At 64.3% G+C, this 17,276-nt stretch carries 19 protein-coding genes; 10 read left to right on the forward strand and 9 right to left on the reverse strand.

Annotated elements, in window-relative coordinates:
* Nucleotides 1–4: 4 nt before the first annotated feature.
* Both IEX32_RS03285 and IEX32_RS03290 read right to left on the reverse strand, forming a co-directional pair.
* Nucleotides 5–385: a VOC family protein gene (locus IEX32_RS03285; protein WP_188768386.1), complete on the reverse strand. Its 381-nt coding sequence runs from the start codon at nt 383–385 to the stop codon at nt 5–7.
* Between the two features lie 23 nt (nt 386–408).
* Nucleotides 409–1,521 carry an S-(hydroxymethyl)glutathione dehydrogenase/class III alcohol dehydrogenase gene (locus IEX32_RS03290; RefSeq protein WP_188768387.1) on the reverse strand — a complete coding sequence of 371 codons (1,113 nt, stop codon included), beginning with the start codon at nt 1,519–1,521 and terminating at the stop codon, nt 409–411.
* 98 nt (nt 1,522–1,619) lie between these two features.
* On the opposite strand from IEX32_RS03290, the gene IEX32_RS03295 reads away from it, so the two are divergent.
* Entirely contained in the window at nt 1,620–2,504 is an 885-nt protein-coding gene (locus IEX32_RS03295; protein WP_188768389.1) for a LysR family transcriptional regulator, read from the forward strand.
* A gap of 3 nt (nt 2,505–2,507) precedes the next feature.
* Here the strand turns inward: IEX32_RS03295 and IEX32_RS03300 are convergent, their stop codons facing one another.
* Nucleotides 2,508–3,878 carry an aromatic ring-hydroxylating oxygenase subunit alpha gene (locus IEX32_RS03300; RefSeq protein ID WP_188768558.1) on the reverse strand — a complete coding sequence of 457 codons (1,371 nt, stop codon included), beginning with the start codon at nt 3,876–3,878 and terminating at the stop codon, nt 2,508–2,510.
* A 290-nt stretch (nt 3,879–4,168) separates the two neighbouring features.
* Between IEX32_RS03300 and IEX32_RS03305 the strand changes: the two genes are divergently transcribed.
* Nucleotides 4,169–4,645 carry a pyridoxamine 5'-phosphate oxidase family protein gene (locus IEX32_RS03305; RefSeq protein WP_229735850.1) on the forward strand — a complete coding sequence of 159 codons (477 nt, stop codon included), beginning with the start codon at nt 4,169–4,171 and terminating at the stop codon, nt 4,643–4,645.
* A gap of 67 nt (nt 4,646–4,712) precedes the next feature.
* Here the strand turns inward: IEX32_RS03305 and IEX32_RS03310 are convergent, their stop codons facing one another.
* Together IEX32_RS03310 and IEX32_RS03315 are read right to left on the reverse strand one after the other, a co-directional pair.
* Nucleotides 4,713–5,138: a response regulator gene (locus IEX32_RS03310; RefSeq protein ID WP_268236709.1), complete on the reverse strand. Its 426-nt coding sequence runs from the start codon at nt 5,136–5,138 to the stop codon at nt 4,713–4,715.
* Between the two features lie 46 nt (nt 5,139–5,184).
* Nucleotides 5,185–5,835 (reverse strand): sigma-70 family RNA polymerase sigma factor, encoded by a 651-nt coding sequence (locus IEX32_RS03315; protein ID WP_188768391.1) that lies wholly within the window; start codon nt 5,833–5,835, stop codon nt 5,185–5,187.
* A 469-nt stretch (nt 5,836–6,304) separates the two neighbouring features.
* On the opposite strand from IEX32_RS03315, the gene IEX32_RS03320 reads away from it, so the two are divergent.
* A complete protein-coding gene (locus IEX32_RS03320) occupies nt 6,305–7,102 on the forward strand; it encodes a response regulator (RefSeq protein WP_188768392.1) in 798 nt (265 codons plus the stop codon).
* Nucleotides 7,103–7,138: 36 nt separating this feature from the next.
* Here the strand turns inward: IEX32_RS03320 and IEX32_RS03325 are convergent, their stop codons facing one another.
* On the reverse strand, nt 7,139–8,809 hold the full coding sequence (locus IEX32_RS03325; RefSeq protein ID WP_188768394.1) for a CHASE domain-containing protein: 1,671 nt from the start codon (nt 8,807–8,809) through the stop codon (nt 7,139–7,141).
* Between the two features lie 255 nt (nt 8,810–9,064).
* On the opposite strand from IEX32_RS03325, the gene IEX32_RS03330 reads away from it, so the two are divergent.
* Together IEX32_RS03330 and IEX32_RS03335 are read left to right on the forward strand one after the other, a co-directional pair.
* Nucleotides 9,065–9,250 carry a NepR family anti-sigma factor gene (locus IEX32_RS03330; protein ID WP_229735852.1) on the forward strand — a complete coding sequence of 62 codons (186 nt, stop codon included), beginning with the start codon at nt 9,065–9,067 and terminating at the stop codon, nt 9,248–9,250.
* Nucleotides 9,243–9,788 (forward strand): sigma-70 family RNA polymerase sigma factor, encoded by a 546-nt coding sequence (locus IEX32_RS03335; protein WP_188768396.1) that lies wholly within the window; start codon nt 9,243–9,245, stop codon nt 9,786–9,788. Before IEX32_RS03330 ends, IEX32_RS03335 begins: the two co-directional genes overlap by 8 nt.
* Nucleotides 9,789–9,885: 97 nt before the next feature.
* Here the strand turns inward: IEX32_RS03335 and IEX32_RS03340 are convergent, their stop codons facing one another.
* The 3 genes from IEX32_RS03340 to IEX32_RS03350 form a co-directional block, all read right to left on the reverse strand.
* The gene (locus IEX32_RS03340) at nt 9,886–10,488 is read right to left on the reverse strand and encodes a superoxide dismutase (protein ID WP_188768398.1); all 603 of its coding nucleotides are present in this window, start codon (nt 10,486–10,488) and stop codon (nt 9,886–9,888) included.
* Nucleotides 10,489–10,725: 237 nt separating this feature from the next.
* Nucleotides 10,726–11,010, reverse strand: a complete 285-nt coding sequence (locus IEX32_RS03345) for a hypothetical protein (RefSeq protein ID WP_188768399.1) — start codon at nt 11,008–11,010, stop codon at nt 10,726–10,728.
* Between the two features lie 87 nt (nt 11,011–11,097).
* Nucleotides 11,098–11,367, reverse strand: coding sequence for a GlsB/YeaQ/YmgE family stress response membrane protein (locus IEX32_RS03350; RefSeq protein ID WP_188768401.1), 270 nt, complete (start codon nt 11,365–11,367; stop codon nt 11,098–11,100).
* A 283-nt stretch (nt 11,368–11,650) separates the two neighbouring features.
* Between IEX32_RS03350 and IEX32_RS03355 the strand changes: the two genes are divergently transcribed.
* The 5 genes from IEX32_RS03355 to fahA all read left to right on the forward strand — a co-directional run bounded on the left by IEX32_RS03355 (nt 11,651) and on the right by fahA (nt 17,195).
* Nucleotides 11,651–13,348, forward strand: coding sequence for an FAD-binding protein (locus tag IEX32_RS03355; RefSeq protein WP_188768403.1), 1,698 nt, complete (start codon nt 11,651–11,653; stop codon nt 13,346–13,348).
* Nucleotides 13,345–13,869, forward strand: coding sequence for an SRPBCC family protein (locus IEX32_RS03360; RefSeq protein WP_188768405.1), 525 nt, complete (start codon nt 13,345–13,347; stop codon nt 13,867–13,869). Before IEX32_RS03355 ends, IEX32_RS03360 begins: the two co-directional genes overlap by 4 nt.
* A gap of 64 nt (nt 13,870–13,933) precedes the next feature.
* On the forward strand, nt 13,934–14,689 hold the full coding sequence (locus tag IEX32_RS03365; protein ID WP_188768412.1) for an energy transducer TonB: 756 nt from the start codon (nt 13,934–13,936) through the stop codon (nt 14,687–14,689).
* Nucleotides 14,690–14,801: 112 nt separating this feature from the next.
* Nucleotides 14,802–15,689, forward strand: a complete 888-nt coding sequence (locus IEX32_RS03370) for a TauD/TfdA dioxygenase family protein (protein ID WP_188768413.1) — start codon at nt 14,802–14,804, stop codon at nt 15,687–15,689.
* 174 nt (nt 15,690–15,863) lie between these two features.
* The gene (fahA, locus tag IEX32_RS03375) at nt 15,864–17,195 is read left to right on the forward strand and encodes a fumarylacetoacetase (RefSeq protein WP_188768414.1); all 1,332 of its coding nucleotides are present in this window, start codon (nt 15,864–15,866) and stop codon (nt 17,193–17,195) included.
* The last annotated feature ends 81 nt before the right edge of the window (nt 17,196–17,276 follow it).

Raw genomic sequence — 17,276 nt, forward strand, 5'->3', positions numbered from 1 at the left:
CGCTTCAGCCCGCGGCCATGTGCCAGAGGCAGATCTTGTTGCCGGTCGGATCGCGCAGGTACGCCCCATAGGCGCCGGGCATGATGTCGCGCGGGCCGGGTTCGCCTTCGCAGGTGCCGCCGGCGGCAAGGCCCGCCGCATGAGCGGCATCGACCACCGCCGGGCTGGCCGCGAAAAGGCCGATGGTGCCGCCATTGGCGTGCGTGGCCGGCTCACCGTTGCGCGGCGTGGTCGCCATGAACATGCCGGTTTCAGTGCGGTACAGCACTGCCGCGCCTTCGTTCATCAGCATGCCCTCGCCGTGGCCCAGCGCGCCCATCACGCCGTCGTAGAAGGCCTTGGCCGCCGGAGCATCGTTGGTGCCGACCATGATATGCGTAAACATGCGCAGTTTCCCCAATTCTCGATTCAATAGACCACCACGGAGCGGATCGATTCGCCAGCATGCATCAGATCGAACCCCTTGTTGATCTCTTCAAGGGAAAGAACGTGGGTAATCATCGGATCGATCTGGATCTTGCCGTTCATGTACCAGTCGATGATCTTCGGCACGTCGGTGCGGCCCTTGGCGCCGCCGAACGCGGTGCCCTTCCACACGCGGCCGGTGACGAGCTGGAACGGGCGCGTGGCGATTTCCTTGCCGGCTTCGGCCACACCGATGATGATCGACTCGCCCCAGCCGCGATGGCAGCATTCCAGCGCCGTACGCATGACTTCGGTGTTGCCCGTGCAGTCGAAGGTATAGTCCGCGCCGCCGTCGGTCATCTGCACGATCCTGGCGATGGTGTCCTCGCGGCTCATGCCCTTGACGTTGAGGAAGTCCGTCATGCCGAACTTGCGGCCCCATTCCTCGCGATCGGGGTTGAGGTCGACGCCGATGATCTTGTTCGCACCGGCGAGCCTCGCACCCTGGATCACATTGAGGCCGATGCCGCCGAGGCCGAAGACGACCACGTTCTCGCCCACCTGCACCTTGGCGGTATTGGTCACCGCGCCCACGCCCGTGGTCACGCCGCAGCCGACGTAGCACGACGTCTGGAATGGCGCGTCCTCGCGGATCTTGGCGACGGCGATCTCGGGCAGCACGGTGAAGTTCGAGAACGTCGAGCAGCCCATGTAGTGGAAGATCTTCTGGCCCTTGTAGCTGAAGCGGCTGGTGCCGTCCGGCATCAGCCCCTGCCCCTGCGTCGCGCGGATCGCCGTGCACAGGTTGGTCTTGCCCGAGAGGCACGACTTACACTGGCGGCATTCGGGCGTGTAGAGCGGGATCACGTGATCGTCGGGCTTCACGCTGGCGACACCCGGCCCCACCTCACGAACGATGCCGGCGCCTTCATGGCCCAGGATCGAGGGGAAGATGCCTTCCGAATCGAGGCCGTCGAGCGTGTAGGCGTCGGTGTGGCAAATACCGGTCGCCATGATCTCGACCAGAACTTCGCCTTCCTTGGGGCCTTCAAGGTCGACTTCGACGATTTCCAGCGGTTTCTTCGCTTCGAATGCGACGGCGGCGCGGGTCTTCATGGCGCAAAACTCCTCTATATCGACACGCTTTGTAAAACTCCGGCATGCTGTGATAAAGCGCCGCTCTAGAAAAGGATTATCCCTACACGGAGAAAGTGATGCTGGGGAGCTGGGACGGAATTGAGGAGTTCGCCATTATTGCCCGGCTAGGCAGCTTCACCGCCGCGGCGCAGGCCTATGGCGCTTCGGTGACGCACATGAGCCGATCGCTGGCGCGGCTCGAAAGCCGCCTGCAGGTGCAGCTCCTCCACCGCACGACGCGCACCTTGCGGCTGACCGAGACCGGGCAGATCTTCCTCGAAACCTGCAAGCGCCTGATCGAGGAGCGCGACGAGGCGATCGCCGCGGTCGCCTCGCAGGGCGAACCGCGCGGGCATCTGCGGCTGACCTGTTCCTATGCGCTGGGAGAGAAGTTCGTGGCCCCGCTGCTTCGCGAGCTCGCCCTCACCTACCCCGCCCTGACGGTGACGCTCGATCTCGACAACACGATCGTCGACCTTATCGCCGACGGCTATGACCTTGCGATCCGCACCGGTCACCTCAACGATTCCCGACTGGTGGCGACACGCGTGGCATCGAGGGGGCTCGTCACACTCGCTTCGCCGAGCTATCTCGACAAGCATGGCCGACCTTCCGACATCGGGGACCTGCGCAAGCACGAATGCCTCATCGGTTCGTCCGGCCAGTGGCATTTCCGGGATACGAAGACCTACCGCCCGCAAGGCCGCTGGCGGTGCAACAGCGGCCATGCCCTGCTCGAGGCGGCTCTGGCGGACATGGGCATCTGCCAGCTCCCCACGTTCTATCTCGGCAATCTCATCTCCGAAGGCAGGCTGGAGCCCGTCCTGGCCGATCTCAGTCCCCAGGAAGAACCCATTTGGGCGGTCTATCCGCAGCGGCGGCACCTCTCGCCCAAGGTCAGCGCGATGGTCGCCCACCTTCGCGCCAACCTTCCCGGCAGGCTCGCCTCTGCCAGCACGTGACCCTCAGTCGACGTCAAGCCGCCTCGGAGCACCGCGTCCTTCCATGAAATCGGCAAGGTTGCGGTGCAGGTTGATGACCTTCTGCTCCTGGTGCGGATTGGGCAGCGGACCGCGAAAACCGCTGGACTTCATGCCCTTCTGCACGAATTCCATGTTGGAGAAGTCCTGCGCCAGCACCGAGCCCCAGTTGTCGCCGGTAGGGTCGGCATAAACCCATTCCGTCTCGGGCTCCTCGCCTTCGGGGAAGCGCTCCAGCGCATAGCTTTCGAAGATGCACTTGTTCGGATCGTCGCCGTAGGGTCGCACGCGATAGCACAGCGCGAATGTCTCGCCGTGGAGGATGTTCTGGTTGGGGAACAGCCCCCAGGCGAGGCCCGACTCCTTCTTGATCTCGGGCGGAACTTCCGGCCAGGTCACGCCGCGCGCGGCGTCGTCGGCCTTGGCGGATTTGAGCCAGTGGGCAATGCATTCCTGCGCCGTCGCCGTCTCGGGCAGTTCGTCGACGAGCCGACTGGCAGCCTTGACCAGTGTTTCCGTGGACGCGGTGTAGTTCACCGTCTCATAGTTCTCGCGGATGAGCTCGTAAGTGGAACGGCGCGGATCATCGCCCTTGCCGGCGCGGGTGGTGCCGGAGCTCTCGCTCATCTGGAACTTTTCGTCGCGGGTATCGTAGCTGCTGACCGAGTGCAGGCCGTATTGCTTCGAAAGCGCGTAGTAGTCGCCATAAGCCAACAGCTGGGTGTGGGTGCCCGCGACATGGTAGGGCTCGAGGAAAGCCTCGATTGCGGTCTTCCAGTTGCAGTTATAGATCGCCCACTGGCGCCACTTGTAGCGCATCTTGTCGAGTTCGAAGTAGTCGAGGATCTCGCCCGCCCGGCCCATCCATTCCTTCAGCGGCACGCAATCGGGGTCCATGTTGATGTAGATGTAGCCGCCCCAGGTATCGACCTTGACCTCCGAAAGGCAGGTCATGTCCGGCGTCAGCTTGCCCCCCCAGTCCTGCGGATCGAGGATGTAGGTGTTGTTGCCGTCAAGGTCATAGGTCCAGCCGTGGAAGCCGCAGATGAAGTTCTTGCGGTTGTTCCCCCGTACATCATGCACCTTGCCTGGCAGCAAATCCGGCACCGAGACCAGCTGGCGGCCACGATGCGGGCACACGTTGTGGAAGGCCTTGAGCGAGCCGTCGTCCTTCCTGAGCACGATGACCGATTCGTCGGCGACGTTGTAGGTCATCCAGTCGCCGGGGTTCGGCAGGTCGCTTTCGCGTTCGACCATCTGCCAGACCTTCGGCCAGAGCTTCTTCTTCTCCGCCTCCAGATAGTCGCGCGAAAGGAACGCCTCGGTGGGGTACGTGGCGAGAACCTCGTCATCCATGTCCCTGGCGGTAAGGCGTTCAGACTCGAAACTCTCTGGCTTGTTCACCTGGCATCTCCGTTTTGCCGGCGGCCATCCGTCTTCGGACGGACTTCACGACCGCAGCTCCCAACTATCCAACAGGTGTGTTCATTACGGCATCGAAGCCGCGAGTTCCAGCGCAGATCGTGCAAGATCGCTAGCGGGATGGATGACTCGCCCGGACCATGCTGCTGCGTGGAAAGAAGCTTTCCGCCGGGAACGCGGCGATACACGGTACGTTATGCCTGTGGACGGAAAGGAGACGCACCATGGACAGAAAGATGGACAAGGATATGCGCACAGCGTTCTGGAGGGCCTTCCATGCCAGCCCGGTCATCATGATGCGATTGGCAAATATCCCGGGACACGCCGAGCCGATGACGGCCCAGCTTGACCAGGATGCGCATCACGCGATCTGGTTCTATACCCGGCGCAACAACCGGATCGCCTCCGGGGGCGCGGCTACTGGCGAGGTCGCCACGCTCCAGCATGAGGTCTTCGCCTCACTATCGGGGGTTCTTGTGGAGGAAACGGACGCCGCAGTGCGCGCCCAGCACTGGAGCAACGCGGTCGAAGCATGGTTCCCGGAGGGACTGGGTGACCGGGAAGTAGTCATGTTGCGCTTCGATATCGAGGATGCCGAAGTCTGGACCGCCCACCTCGGCGTCAAAGGGGCCTTCCGTCTCCTTACCGGCAAACCGATAGATCAGGAGAGCGCCGGCGAACACGCGGTCGGCTCCGTCTGATCTTATCAACGTCCGACCCTATCGACGCCGGGGCGCCTGATCGACGTCGAATGCGCGCAGCGCCCCTTTACGCGCGCGCCGACATCGGGCTCCGCGCCAACGGCTCCAGGCCTGCCGGCCGGGCCGCTTCAGGACAATCCGAAAGAGCGTAGGTCAACGCCGCCAGTATCGCGCGGCTCGAGAACGGCTTCTGGACTACACCGACGGCGGTGTCAGCCGGAATGCCGATCTGACCGGGGTTGGCGGTGACGTAGATCACACGAGAGCCGAACTTTCCCGCAAGAGCACGGGCGACAGCCGGGCCGGTCAGTCCATCACGCAGGTTGAGATCCACGAACGCGATATCGGGCGCCGTGCCCAAAGCCGAAAGCGAGGCAAAGTCCGCAACGGTTCCGAGCACGTCGTACCCACTGTCCGAAATTATGTCTTCCAGCTGCATTGCAACCAGGAATTCGTCTTCTACTATCAATACCTTGGCGCCACCTTCCGGCAACTCGGTGCAATTACGAAGCGTGTGGCCCACGGCGTGAAATCCCTTGTCAGGCGGCGAGGCTGGCAAGCTCGTCGGTATTGGCGATCTTGACCAGCTCCGCGAAAAAGGCGTCTATAGTCTCTCCGGTGCGGACGAAGTCATGTCGAGAGTCCGGCAGCTGCCCGGATTCTATGACCTGGGAAAGCATTGCGCGGGCCCGGCAGATGCGGCTCTTGACGGTGCCAAGCGCGACTCCGCAGATGCCGGCGATCTCTTCATAGGACAGGTGCCCCGCCGCGACCAGGATCAGCGCCTCACGGTACGTTTCGGGAATGGCACGCAGCGCGCGCAGCACGTCCGCCAACTCGACCGCGCGTTCCTGCGTGGCAGGGGTGCGCAGAATGCTTTCGGCGGCGAACTCGTCATATTCGCCCTGAAAGCGCGCACGGCGCATTTCGCTGTAGAAATGATTGCGAAGGATCGTGAAGATCCAAGCCTTGAAATTGGTTCCCGCCGAGTACCTGTCACGCGCCGCCCAAGCGCGCAGCATCGCCTCCTGCGCGAGATCGTCAGCGCGATCCCGGCATCCGCAAAGACCGCGGGCAAATGCGCGAAGGTGAGGAGCCACATCGGACAGGGCGCGTTTGAAATCGCGGTCGCTGAGTGTCGTGACGGGCTGGTGCTCCGGGTCGCCCCCGGCTTCGGCCGCTGCGGACATTACGATAGCCTCCCGTGGTTGCATACCGTCAATCGAACGCCGGCACGGCCCGGTTGGTTCCCAAATTTTCGCCACGGCCGCGGGAATTTGCGCTCCGGGCGAACGTGAAGACGCCAAGGGGCAACGCATCACCGCACGCGTTGCACGGCTCGTAAATGGCACGGCCGGCCTATTTGCAGCGATCCGGGAACATTTGGGACCCCGAAACTTTGAGGCCTCCGTTCATCAGGAATGAACGAAGGCCTCTGGGATCGGGTCACCACCGGTTTACGGGGGGTGGGGGGCATCCAGTGGTGACGGAGGGCAAACGCGATGACTCGCAATGGGTTCCCGAAAATCGAGCGTCGCCGAAAAAAATTTTGCGGTTGCTCTCGCCCGTCTCCGTCGTCACACCAGCAATAAGGGCTTAACGGGCCGCGGCAGGCCCCACCCATAATGCCGGGAAAGCCCAGCAAGGCCGAGGTAAAGAATGTCCGTTTCCGATCAGATCGCCCCCCACCTTCCCTATCTGCGCCGCTATGCTCGCGCGCTGACCGGATCGCAGGATTCGGGGGACACATATGTGCGGGCAACGCTGGAAGCCGCCCTTGCCGATAATGCGCTGCGCGAGGAGATCGCCCGCAGCCGCGCCGCGCTCTATGGCGCTTTCACCCGGATCTGGTCGACGGGCCACGTCGAAGGTGCCCAGCAGCCGGCACCTGACGAACGGCGCGAACAAGCCGTGCAGGCCCGTCTGGCGACGATAACGCCCGTCCACCGTCAGGCGCTGCTTCTGATGACGGTCGAGGACTTCGCGCGTGAGGATGTCGCGGACATCCTGGGAATTGACGCAGGCAACGTCGATACCCTGGTCCGGCAGGCGATCACCGAGATCGAAAGCGAAAGTTCGACCGACGTGCTCATCATCGAGGATGAACCGCTGATCTCCATGCAACTGGAAGGCGTCGTCACCGAGTTGGGCCACACCGTCGTCGGCACCGCCGCCACCCACGCGCAGGCCCTGGATATCTTCGAGCGCGCTCCGGCCGGCCTCGTGCTGGCCGACATCCAGCTCGCGGATGGCAGTTCCGGTATCGACGCGGTCGAGGACCTGCTCAAATTCGGTGATGTTCCGGTGATCTTCATCACCGCCTACCCCGAACGCCTGCTTACCGGCGAACGGCCCGAACCGACCTATCTGGTCACCAAGCCGTTCCAGGAAGCCACGGTCCGCGCCGCGATCAGCCAGGCCCTGTTCTTCAGCGCCAGCAAGCCGCTGAAGGACTGACGCCGGAACGATCGTCACGGGTGCGGTTTCCCTAGGTCAGCCTGGTGGCGACCTGCGAAGCGAAAACTCCCGCGCCTGACGCACGGGGACCCTGAGCGTGCATTCCACCCCGCCGGGATTGAACCTGAGATCCACGGCGGACTTGAGTTCGTGCGCGACGATCTTCTCGATCAGGTCGCGGCCGAAGCCGCGTTTCTCCGGCTCGCTGACGGCGGGACCGCCCTCCTCGCGCCAATGAACCTGCGCAAGGTCGGGGGAAAGAGTGCTCCATTCGATATGGATGCGGCCGCCCTGAGCGCTCAGCGCGCCGTATTTGGCCGCGTTTGTCGCCAGCTCGTGGATTGCCAGGCCCAGCGACATCGCGTCATTGGGCGCCAACTTGATCTCCGGCCCCGACATTTCAACATGACCCTCGCCGTGATCCTCGACGTAAGGTGCCAGTTCCGAGTGCACGACCTCGCCGAGCGCGGCATACTTCCAGTCGGATCGGGCAAGCAGGTCGTGCGTGGCGGACAGGGCGCGGATCCGCGCCGCGAGGCTATCGGTGAACTCGTCGATGTCACTCGAGCGGCGCCGCGTAAGCGCCGCGATAGACAGGACGTTGGCAAGCGTGTTCTTGACCCGGTGGTTGAGTTCGCGGGTCAGGGAATCACGGATCGACGCCTGGCCCTGCAACCATTCGAGCACCCGGCGGTCCTCGGCCGCGCGCTTCGTGATGAAGCGGCCGATCGCCATGAGCCCGAGCGAGGCCAGCGCGCCGAAGAACAGGACCACGCGCGAAAGCGGTGACAACAGGCCCGACCTCCTGTTGCTGACCTGGACGACCCAGGAATGGCTACCGACGTCGATCCGCCGCCGCATCGCCCGTCCGGTCGTGTTCTCGGTCCCGCGTTCCGTCAGCAGATTCTCCGGCGCGACCCGCTCGTCGTAAATCGAGACCTCGACCTGATCGTTGCGGTAGATCTCCCTCGCCGACGCCAGGAAGACGTCGGCGCGAAACGGGCTGTAGACGAATCCCTTTACCCTTCGATCGCGTCCGCTCTCGACCACCACCGGCATATAGATCAGGAAGCCCGCCGCATCGGGATCATCGCTCTTGTCCTGAATGAGATGAACCTTGCCGGACGCCACCGGCTTGCCCAGTTCCATGGCCCGCGTCATGGCCTTGCGCCGGATCTCCTCGGAAAACATGTCGTAACCGATGGCCCTGCGGTTCTTCCCGGCCCCGGGCTCGAGAAAGACGATCGGCGCCATGACGTCGCGGTCCGGTCCGGGGCGCGGAAAGACGAGGAAGTTGCTCCGCCCGCCCTCCCGGATTGCGGCTTCGAAGGACGTCAGTTGGTCGACCCCGACCAGCGGCGCCCACCCCATGCCAAGCGACCCGTAGAGCCTGCCGTTGCTCTGGAGGTCCTGTGCGAACTCCCTGAACTGCGCGATATCCACCTGATCCTGTGAGGCGAAAAGCGCCGCACCGGCGCGCAGCAGGGCCATGTTCTCGGTGACGCGCCGTTGCAGGGCGGAGGAGATCTCGGTCAGGTTCCGGTCAAGCTCGACCTGACGCGTCTGGCTATCCGCGCGCTCGATCGCCATGACCGACGCCGCGGTGGTAATGCCGGCGATGACGAAAAGCAGAAACGGCCAGCCACGCGGATACTTGTGGAACCACGCCTGCTTCTGCACCCGATCAAGCAGAGCCTGGTCAATCACCCTGCAATTCCTGCCCTCCTTGAACGCCCCTGTGCGACCCGGCGCGCTCACCCGCAACACCAACTGCCTTCTGTTTCCTTCGGGGGAACCAAGCGGGACGTCAATGGTTCCAGAGGCGAAGGTGTTGGAATGCACGAATTCGGGCGGATCCGGCTTCCGGGAGGGGGGCAGGGCGGTCCGCTGCGGCGGCCTGGACCTTGACCTTGACCCAACCCCGACCTGGCCGCATGAAGTCCACACGAAAAGGAGTTCGAGTTGAATCAGCCCAAGGGTAACGGCGATCCGGAAAAGGTGCCCGCGCCTGGACCGACAGTCGGCCGCGAAGGCGAGCCGGGCTGGGCCGGAGGGCTGAGGAAGCTTTACAACTCCGTAGTGGATGAACCGCTTCCGGACAGCTTCAAGGATCTCCTCAAGAAGCTCGACGGCAGCGACGATGCCTGAACGGATCACGTCAAGCACGCACGACGAAGCCTTCCGAGAAGAGCTGCTGGCGGTCCTGCCCCACCTCCGCGCGTTCGCACGCGGTCTATCGGGCCGCGCCGACTTTGCGGACGATCTCGTGCAGGAAGCTGCGATCAAGGCTTGGGTCGCGCGTGATCGCTATACGCCCGGCACCAATATGCGCGCCTGGACTTTCGCCATCCTGCGCAACCACTATTTGTCCGAACTTCGCCACAACAAGCGCCAGACCGATATGGACGATAACGCGGTCGAGCGCCTGCTGATCATGGACGCGGACCAAGAAGCCCCATTGCACCTGTCTGACATGGAAACCGCGCTGCAAAAGCTATCCGCAGAGCGGCGCGAGGCGGTGCTGCTGGTCGGCGCGTCGGGCTTCAGCTACGAGGAAGCCGCGGACATCGCCGGTTGCCCGATCGGCACCATGAAGAGCCGCGTTGCTCGCGCCCGCGCCGAACTCGCAGGGCTGCTGGACGACGAACCCGGCGTTACGGACGCCCGGAAGAAGCAACCTCAGTAACCGTCACCGGCGTCCGCCTCTGTCACGCGAGCCGCGAAAAAAGAAGGCCACCCCGAAAGGGTGGCCTTCTGCATTGACCAGTCCGGTCGGGGTCCCCTCAGGCCGGGTAGGTCCAGACCGTGCCGCGATCGAAATTGTCCGAAGCGAACTTCCAGTTGATAAGGTTTTCGAGCACCGCCTTCACGTAGGCGGGACGCTTGTTCATCTGATCGATGTAATAGGCGTGCTCCCAAACGTCGATCGTCAGCAGCGGATTGACGTCGGACGTGATCGCGCAGCCGGCATCGTGGGTGGAGATCACCTTCAGCTTCCCCCCATCGACGACCAGCCAGGCCCAGCCGCTCGCGAAATGGTTGACCGCCTCGTTGCTCAGCGCTTCGAGCAGCGCGTCGATCGAGCCGAAGTCATTATCTATAGCGGCGGACAGGCTTTCGCTCGGCGCGGTCTGTTCCGGCGACAGGGACTGCCAGTAGAAACCGTGGTTCCACGTCTGGGCGGCATTGTTGAACAGCGGGCCCGAAGCCGACCGCACGATGTCCTCCAGCGACTTGTCGGCGTTCTCGGTGCCCTCGATGGCGGCGTTCAGCTTGTCGACGTAGGTCTTATGGTGAGCGCCATGATGAATCTCGAGCGTCTTGCTGGAGATATGCGGTGCGAGCGCGTCCTGGGCATAGGGCAGCGGCATCAGGGCGATAGTCATGGCAAATTTCCTGTTCGGTGTTCTGACGTATTGGTGACAGCGCTCTGCCGGCAAGGATCGGGGGGACCGGAGAACACGCGCCGCTATGTCTGTTCCCCTCGCAGACATTTCAAGCACCTATTCACGGCATTTTCGGCTTTCGCGCCGCCGCGACTGCGCAAGGCGTGGCAACCGGACGCGGGGGATGAGGTCCGCGCCCGGCTCCAAGACGGTTCTGCTATGAAGCGATCGGTCCGGTCAGTACTGGTCCGCCTTGTCCTCGACCGCGTCGGCCTTGGCCTCGCCGGATTCCTCGACGGCTTCGGCCTTGTTCTCCAGCCTGTCTTCGGCTGCGCCCGTCATGGTGTCGGCCTGCTCTTCCAACCGGTCGGCCTGGGCGTCGTACGCCTCTTCGACCGTATCGGCCTTCTGCTCGAGCGCGTCCTCTCGCGGACTGTCGCAGCCCGCCAGGCCGAGAGAGACGGCAGCCAGGGCCAGTGCAGTCCAACCGGACGTCGAGCGCGGCATGATGATGGCTTTCATGGCGGAGAATTCCCTTATCGTTAGAGAAAATGCGCGTTTTTTTCCTAAGGCGCGCGCAAACCTTCTGTCCCAGCCGGGCTGGCCGGATTATCTGATCGATCCGCGGCGGAACATGTTGACGATCGCCAGCAAGACCACGGCGCCGAGGAACGAAACCAGCAGCGACAGGATATCGAAACCGCCGCTGGTGATCGGCGCGCCGCCTATCAGCGGCGTGATGACCACGCCGGCAATCAGCGAACCGACGACGCCGACCACGATGTTGAGAAAGATTCCCTGCTGCGCGTTGGTCCGCATCAGAATGCTCGCCAGCCAGCCAATGATGCCGCCGACAAGAAGAATAAGGATGAGAGTCATGGCTCTGTCTCCGGTTTGTTGGATTGACATCGATAACGGTCATCCCCCGTCATGGTTCCGCCAATGCCGCAACGGCTCGTCGCTTCGACGGAAAGGAGCCCCCCGCCGGCAGCGACAATTTAAAACAAACTCGGTGCTTAAAATGGCCACCCATGCGACGTCGCCCGGTAGAAAAGAATTCTATTGAAACGATTAGGGTGCCTAATTACACAGGTCAGGCACGGCGCGACCCCGCCACAAGGCGCGGGGCGTGCATGCTCAGGATTTGGGAGAATATGCCGCCATGCTCGACAACGCGCCTTCGGCTTGGGACATCGAGACCGATTTCATATCGATCGGTTCGGGAATAGGCGGCCTTTCGGCAGCGATCACCGCGAGCGAACTGGGGCTGGACGCACTCGTTCTCGAGCGTGCAGACCAGGTCGGCGGCGTCACCGCCTTGTCCATGGGCGAGGTCTGGGTGGCGGGGAACCACCATGCCGCCGCTCTGGAAATCGAGGACAGCACCGAGAGCGGCTTTCGCTATCTGCAACGCCTGTCGATGGGCTACGGATCGGACCTCGCGATCCTCAACAAGGTTGCGCACGCCCGCGAGGCGCTGCGGTATTTCGAGGACCGGATCGGCCTGAAGATGGAAGTGATCCGCGACTGCCCGGATTACTATTACGGACACTCCAATGACGCGGTTGCCGAAGGCCGCATGCTCGAAGTCGCACCCTTCCCCGCCGCCACGCTGGGCGATTGGCAGGAGAAAACGCGCATCTCGCCGCAAATGCCCTACGGGATGACGCACCATGACATGTTCACCGCCGGCGGCACGGCGAACATCGCCAGGTGGGACTTCGGCAAGATGGCCGAACGCCTGACCAACGACGAGCGCTGCCTCGGCCCCGGCCTTGCGGCCTATTTCGTCAAGGGCGCGCTCGACCGCGATGTCGCGTTGATGACCGGGACAAGCGCCGAGGAACTGATCGCCGACGGGGAGCGCGTGGTCGGCGTGCGCGCGGTGAAGGACGGCCGGGATATCCGCATCCGCGCGCGCAAGGGCGTGCTGGTGGCGGTCAGCAGCTATGAACGCAACCAGGACTACAACAAGACGCTCAGCCGGCAGCTCGAACTGGGATCGATGGTGTTCGCGACCGTCGACGGTGCGAACTTCCGCCTGACCGGCCCGCTCGGCGCGCGCATCGCCAGCGTGCCGGACATCACCTCTCTCGGCTTCACCATTCCCGGCATGGAAGGAGAGGACGGCCGCCCGCTGTGGAATAGCGCGCTGCCGGTAATCGGCCAGCCGCACACGATCGTCGTCAACCGTGCTGGCAAGCGCTTCGGCAACGAGGCCTTCTACCGCAGCTTCTACTACACCATCGATCACATCGACGGGGCGACGCAAACCCATCCGAACTTCCCGTGCTGGGCGGTAATCGACAGCCAGGTGCGCGAAAAGTACCCGTTCGGATCGGTCATGCCCGGCTCCGACTGGCCGGAGGGGCTGGGCGTGCAGGCCGATACGCTCCGTGACCTCGCCGCCAAGACCGGCATCGACGGCGACGCGCTGGAGGAAACCGTCGCGCGCTTCAACGCCAACGCGCAGAACGGCGTCGATCCCGATTTCGGGCGCGGCGAGCATCCCTGGAGTACGTGGATGTGCGGCGACCCCTTCCATGAGCCATGCCCCGTGCTTGGCCCGCTGATCAAGCCGCCGTTCTTCGCGGTCCGGCTCGAGCGCATGGGCGGAACGGCGATCACCTCCTCGGGCATCCTCACCGACATGCACGGCGCCGCACTCGACTGGGACGACAGGCCGATGCCCGGTCTTTACGTCGCGGGCAATTCGCAGGCGCGGATGGAAACGGGCGCGGTCATGCAATCGGGCATCTCCAATGCGCGCGGCATGACCTACGGCTGGCTTGCCGCGCGGCACGCCGCCGGCCAGCCGAGCACCCTGCTCGCGCGCGAAGTCGAGAGGCTCGGTCTTTGATCGAGACCCGCCAGCAGGTCTCGGTCATAGCTCCCATCGATACGACGTGGAGCTATGCCAGGGACGTCGAGCGCTGGGCCGAGATCATGCCGGGCTACCAGTCATGCGAGATCGTCGACGACGACAACTCGCTCTGGGTGCTCAAGGTAGGCGTCGGCGGACTGGTGCGCACGGTAAAGGTCGACGTCCATGTCGATGAATGGGCCGGTCCGGAACGGGTCGATTTCTCGTTCAGGCTGCGCGGCGATCCGGTCGAGGGTACCGGCTCATACCATGCGCTGCCCGAGGGCGACGACCGCACGCAAGTGATCCTCCACGTACGCGTCAATGGCAGCGGACCGATGGCACCAATGTGGGAGGCGATGGGCGGCCCCGTGCTGCCCAGGTTCGCAAATGGCTTCGCGGAGCAGCTCAAGGCCCGGATCGAGCTGGCGGCGGGAACCGCCGCGCCGGCATCCCCCATCCGGCTTTCGATGCTCGGCCGTGTGCTGGCATGGCTGAAAAGGCTGTTTCGCCGCTGACACGCGAAACCCGGCGCCGGACTGCCTCGTTTAACCTTTCGGATGGCAACGAAAGGCGCACCCCATGCATGCATCGCTCCGTCAGCGAATGCTGGCAGCGCTTGCCTCGCTTCTGATTGTGGCCGGCGGGGTCGTGGCGCTCGTCTCAGGCTTCGCCGTCCGCCTGCCCCTGCCCTCGATGCCCCGGACGCTGGAAACGATCATCACCACCCGCGACCTTCCCGAGGAGCCCGAACCGCCTCCCCCGCCGCCGCCGGAGGAACAGGACGCCTCCGCCGCCGAAGGCAGCCCCTCGCCGCCGAATCTCGATAACGAGGCCACGCCCGTGGTCGCCCCCCCGCCCCGCGTCCCGCCGCTGATCCAGCCGCCGCCGGTAACCGCCGCGCCGGAGCCTGAAACCGGCGCGGCGGCATCGACCGGCTCTTCGGACCGCACCGGCCCGGGCCGAGGCAGCGGCGGCAGCGGCGAAGGGCGCGGCGGCGCCGGCGACGGCAGCGGAGGGTACGGCAGCGGACAGGGGTACAGGCAGCCCCCCACCCTCCCCCGGCAGACCAGCGGCAGGCTGCGTTTCTCCGACCTGCCCCGTGACTTGCGCCGTGCCCGCGAGGGCGCGGAACTGACGCTGCGCTATCGCATCGGCATTGACGGACGGGTCAGCGGTTGCCGGATCCTGGTGTCGAGCGGCCGCACCGAACTCGACGCCCACACGTGCCGGTACATTACCGAACATTTCCGCTTTCGCCCGGCCCGCGACGAAAGTGGACGCCCCGTGGCCTACGTCATGACCGAGATCCACGGCTGGAACGCCGCGGGCAACTGATCCGGCTTCGATCCCCGCACATATGCCTATGGACAAGCGGACGGGTTCGGATGCAAGTTGTACACTTGTACAGCACAAGAATCCGGCCGACGGGCCACGGGAGAGCTTCGCCATGACCATTGCCGTCGAACCCATCAAACCGAACATCGGCGCCCTGATGCATGTTTCGGCCGACCATCTGCTCGATGACGAGACGATAGAGACCGTCCGCCGGGAACTCGAAGTGCGGGGCGTGCTGGTCTTTCCGCAGCTCCACGCCAGCGACGAACTGCAACTGGCCTTTACCGACAAGCTGGGCGAGCGCGTGAACTTCACCCGTCAGGTCCCCGGCTCCGACGCGGAAACGCCGGACGTCTACAGGATCACGCTGAACCGCAAGCTCAATACCGAACCCGATTATGTGCTCGGTACTTTCTTCTGGCACATCGATGGCATCACCATCGACCAGCCCCTGCCCAAGGCCACGGTCCTGTCCGCCCGAAAGCTCTCGGCCACCGGCGGCGCGACCGAATTCGCCAACCTCTACGCCGCGTGGGACCTGCTGCCGGAAGACGAAAAGCGCGAGTACGAAAACCTCAAGGTGATCCACTGCGTCGAGGCCGCCGTGCGGCCGGTCCACGGCCACCCCAGCGAGGAACGTCGCGCCCGCTACAAGGCCATGGCCGCGGTGATGGAACAGCCGCTGGTCTGGACGCATGAAGACGGCCGCAAGTCGCTGCTCATCGGCACGCACGCGGACGGCATCGTCGGAATGCCCGGCGCGCACGGCCGCGCTCTGCTGGCCCGCCTGCAGCAATGGGCGGCCCAGCCCGATCTCGTCTATACCCACAAGTGGACCGAGGGCGATCTTGTCATCTGGCACAACCAGGGCGTGATGCACCGCGTCGTCCCCTATACCGACGAAGGCCGCATCATGCATCGCACGACGATCGCCGGGAAGGAGAAGCCCGGCCACAAGGCCACCGAAGAGGAAATCGTGGCGCTCTACGAAGTCACCTGATGGTCTGATCCAGCGCGCATCCTGCAGCCCGTCAGGAATGACTTGGCGCGGCGTTCCGTTTGGGGCAGTCGTCCGTAGGACATCACGCGCGGTGCAGAACCGTCTGCGAAGCGGACTGTTCTTCGTTACCGCGCACATCCTGTGGCACCCGGATGGCAGGAAGGGACAGCGACCGTGAACCACCCGATCATCGACGAAACGCACGACACCGCCCGCCAGTCATGGGTCGAGGCCGCGCAGGATCACGCCGACTTTCCCATCCAGAACCTGCCGCTCGGCATATTCTCGCGAGAAGGCCAAACGCCGCGCGGCGGCATCGCCATTGGCGACATGATCCTCGATCTGCCCTCACTGACCCTGACAGGCCTGCTCAAGGGCGAAGCGCTGGACGCAGCCAGCACGGGGATGAACAAGACGCTCAACGCGCTTCTCGCGCTCGGCCCCGCCCCGCGCGGCGCCTTGCGCCGGCAGATATCCGCGCTGCTGGAAAAGAACAGCCCGCATCGGCGCGAGATCGAACCCCTGCTGGTGCCAATGGCGGATGCGCGCATGCATATGCCCGCGTTTGTGCCCGACTACACGGATTTCTACGCCGGCATCCACCATGCCACCAACATCGGCAAACTGTTCCGGCCGGACAATCCGCTCCTGCCCAACTACAAGCATGTCCCCATCGGCTATCATGGCCGCGCCTCGACAATCCGGGCGAGCGGCGCGCCCGTGACGCGCCCCAGCGGCCAGACCAGGGCGCCCGACGCGCAGGCGCCGAGCTTCGGCCCGGTCAAGCGCCTGGACTACGAGCTGGAACTGGGCGTGTGGATGGCGAGCGGCAATGCGCTTGGCCAGCCCATCCCCATCGCCGATGCGCTGGACCATGTCGCCGGTCTCACCCTGCTCAACGACTGGTCCGCGCGCGATGTGCAGGCCTGGGAATATCAGCCGCTCGGCCCCTTCCTCGCCAAGAATTTCCTCACCACGGTTTCGCCCTGGATCGTCACCATGGAAGCGCTGGCGCCCTTCCGCCGGCGGCAGCCACCGCGCGCCAAAGGGGATCCCCGGCCGCTCCCCTACCTCTGGGACGACAGCGACCAGCGCAGGGGGGCATTGGCACTCGATCTGGAAGCGTACCTGTCGAGCGTGAAGATGCGCGAGGCCGGCATGGCGCCGCTGCGGCTCAGCCATGGTCCGGCAAGCAACATGTACTGGACCATCGCCCAGATGGTGGCTCACCACGCCTCGAACGGATGCCAGCTTCAGACCGGAGACCTGCTGGGCACCGGCACGATTTCCGGGCCGGACGACGGCTCGCGGGGCAGCCTGATGGAAATCACGCGGAACGGGAAACAGCCCGTTTCCCTCCCTACCGGCGAAACACGGACGTTCCTTGAGGACGGTGACGAACTCATGCTTTCGGGCCGCTTCGTGGCCGAGGGCGCGATCCCGATCGGCTTTGGTCCCTGCATCGGCACCGTGCAACCGGCACTGACCGCCCCGGCGTCCCGATAGCCGGTCCCGCCCCGCTGCGACGCGGAACGGGACAAGAGGCGATGCCGGGGGAAGAGAGCAGGCCTCAGGCAGACCCGGCGC

This window comes from Novosphingobium endophyticum (assembly GCF_014640675.1).
GTDB classification, from domain to species: domain Bacteria; phylum Pseudomonadota; class Alphaproteobacteria; order Sphingomonadales; family Sphingomonadaceae; genus Novosphingobium; species Novosphingobium endophyticum.

Bases quoted from the DNA above. Each gene is read 5' to 3' on its own strand.
- IEX32_RS03335 (WP_188768396.1), top strand. From the start codon at position 9,243: ATGCCTGAACGGATCACGTCAAGCACGCACGACGAAGCCTTCCGAGAA.
- IEX32_RS03300 (WP_188768558.1), bottom strand. From the start codon at position 3,878: ATGGATGACGAGGTTCTCGCCACGTACCCCACCGAGGCGTTCCTTTCG.
- IEX32_RS03285 (WP_188768386.1), bottom strand. From the start codon at position 385: ATGTTTACGCATATCATGGTCGGCACCAACGATGCTCCGGCGGCCAAG.
- IEX32_RS03315 (WP_188768391.1), bottom strand. From the start codon at position 5,835: ATGTCCGCAGCGGCCGAAGCCGGGGGCGACCCGGAGCACCAGCCCGTC.
- IEX32_RS03365 (WP_188768412.1), top strand. From the start codon at position 13,934: ATGCATGCATCGCTCCGTCAGCGAATGCTGGCAGCGCTTGCCTCGCTT.
- IEX32_RS03290 (WP_188768387.1), bottom strand. From the start codon at position 1,521: ATGAAGACCCGCGCCGCCGTCGCATTCGAAGCGAAGAAACCGCTGGAA.
- IEX32_RS03320 (WP_188768392.1), top strand. From the start codon at position 6,305: ATGTCCGTTTCCGATCAGATCGCCCCCCACCTTCCCTATCTGCGCCGC.
- IEX32_RS03305 (WP_229735850.1), top strand. From the start codon at position 4,169: ATGGACAGAAAGATGGACAAGGATATGCGCACAGCGTTCTGGAGGGCC.
- IEX32_RS03295 (WP_188768389.1), top strand. From the start codon at position 1,620: ATGCTGGGGAGCTGGGACGGAATTGAGGAGTTCGCCATTATTGCCCGG.
- IEX32_RS03340 (WP_188768398.1), bottom strand. From the start codon at position 10,488: ATGACTATCGCCCTGATGCCGCTGCCCTATGCCCAGGACGCGCTCGCA.
- IEX32_RS03350 (WP_188768401.1), bottom strand. From the start codon at position 11,367: ATGACTCTCATCCTTATTCTTCTTGTCGGCGGCATCATTGGCTGGCTG.
- IEX32_RS03345 (WP_188768399.1), bottom strand. From the start codon at position 11,010: ATGAAAGCCATCATCATGCCGCGCTCGACGTCCGGTTGGACTGCACTG.
- IEX32_RS03370 (WP_188768413.1), top strand. From the start codon at position 14,802: ATGACCATTGCCGTCGAACCCATCAAACCGAACATCGGCGCCCTGATG.
- IEX32_RS03355 (WP_188768403.1), top strand. From the start codon at position 11,651: ATGCTCGACAACGCGCCTTCGGCTTGGGACATCGAGACCGATTTCATA.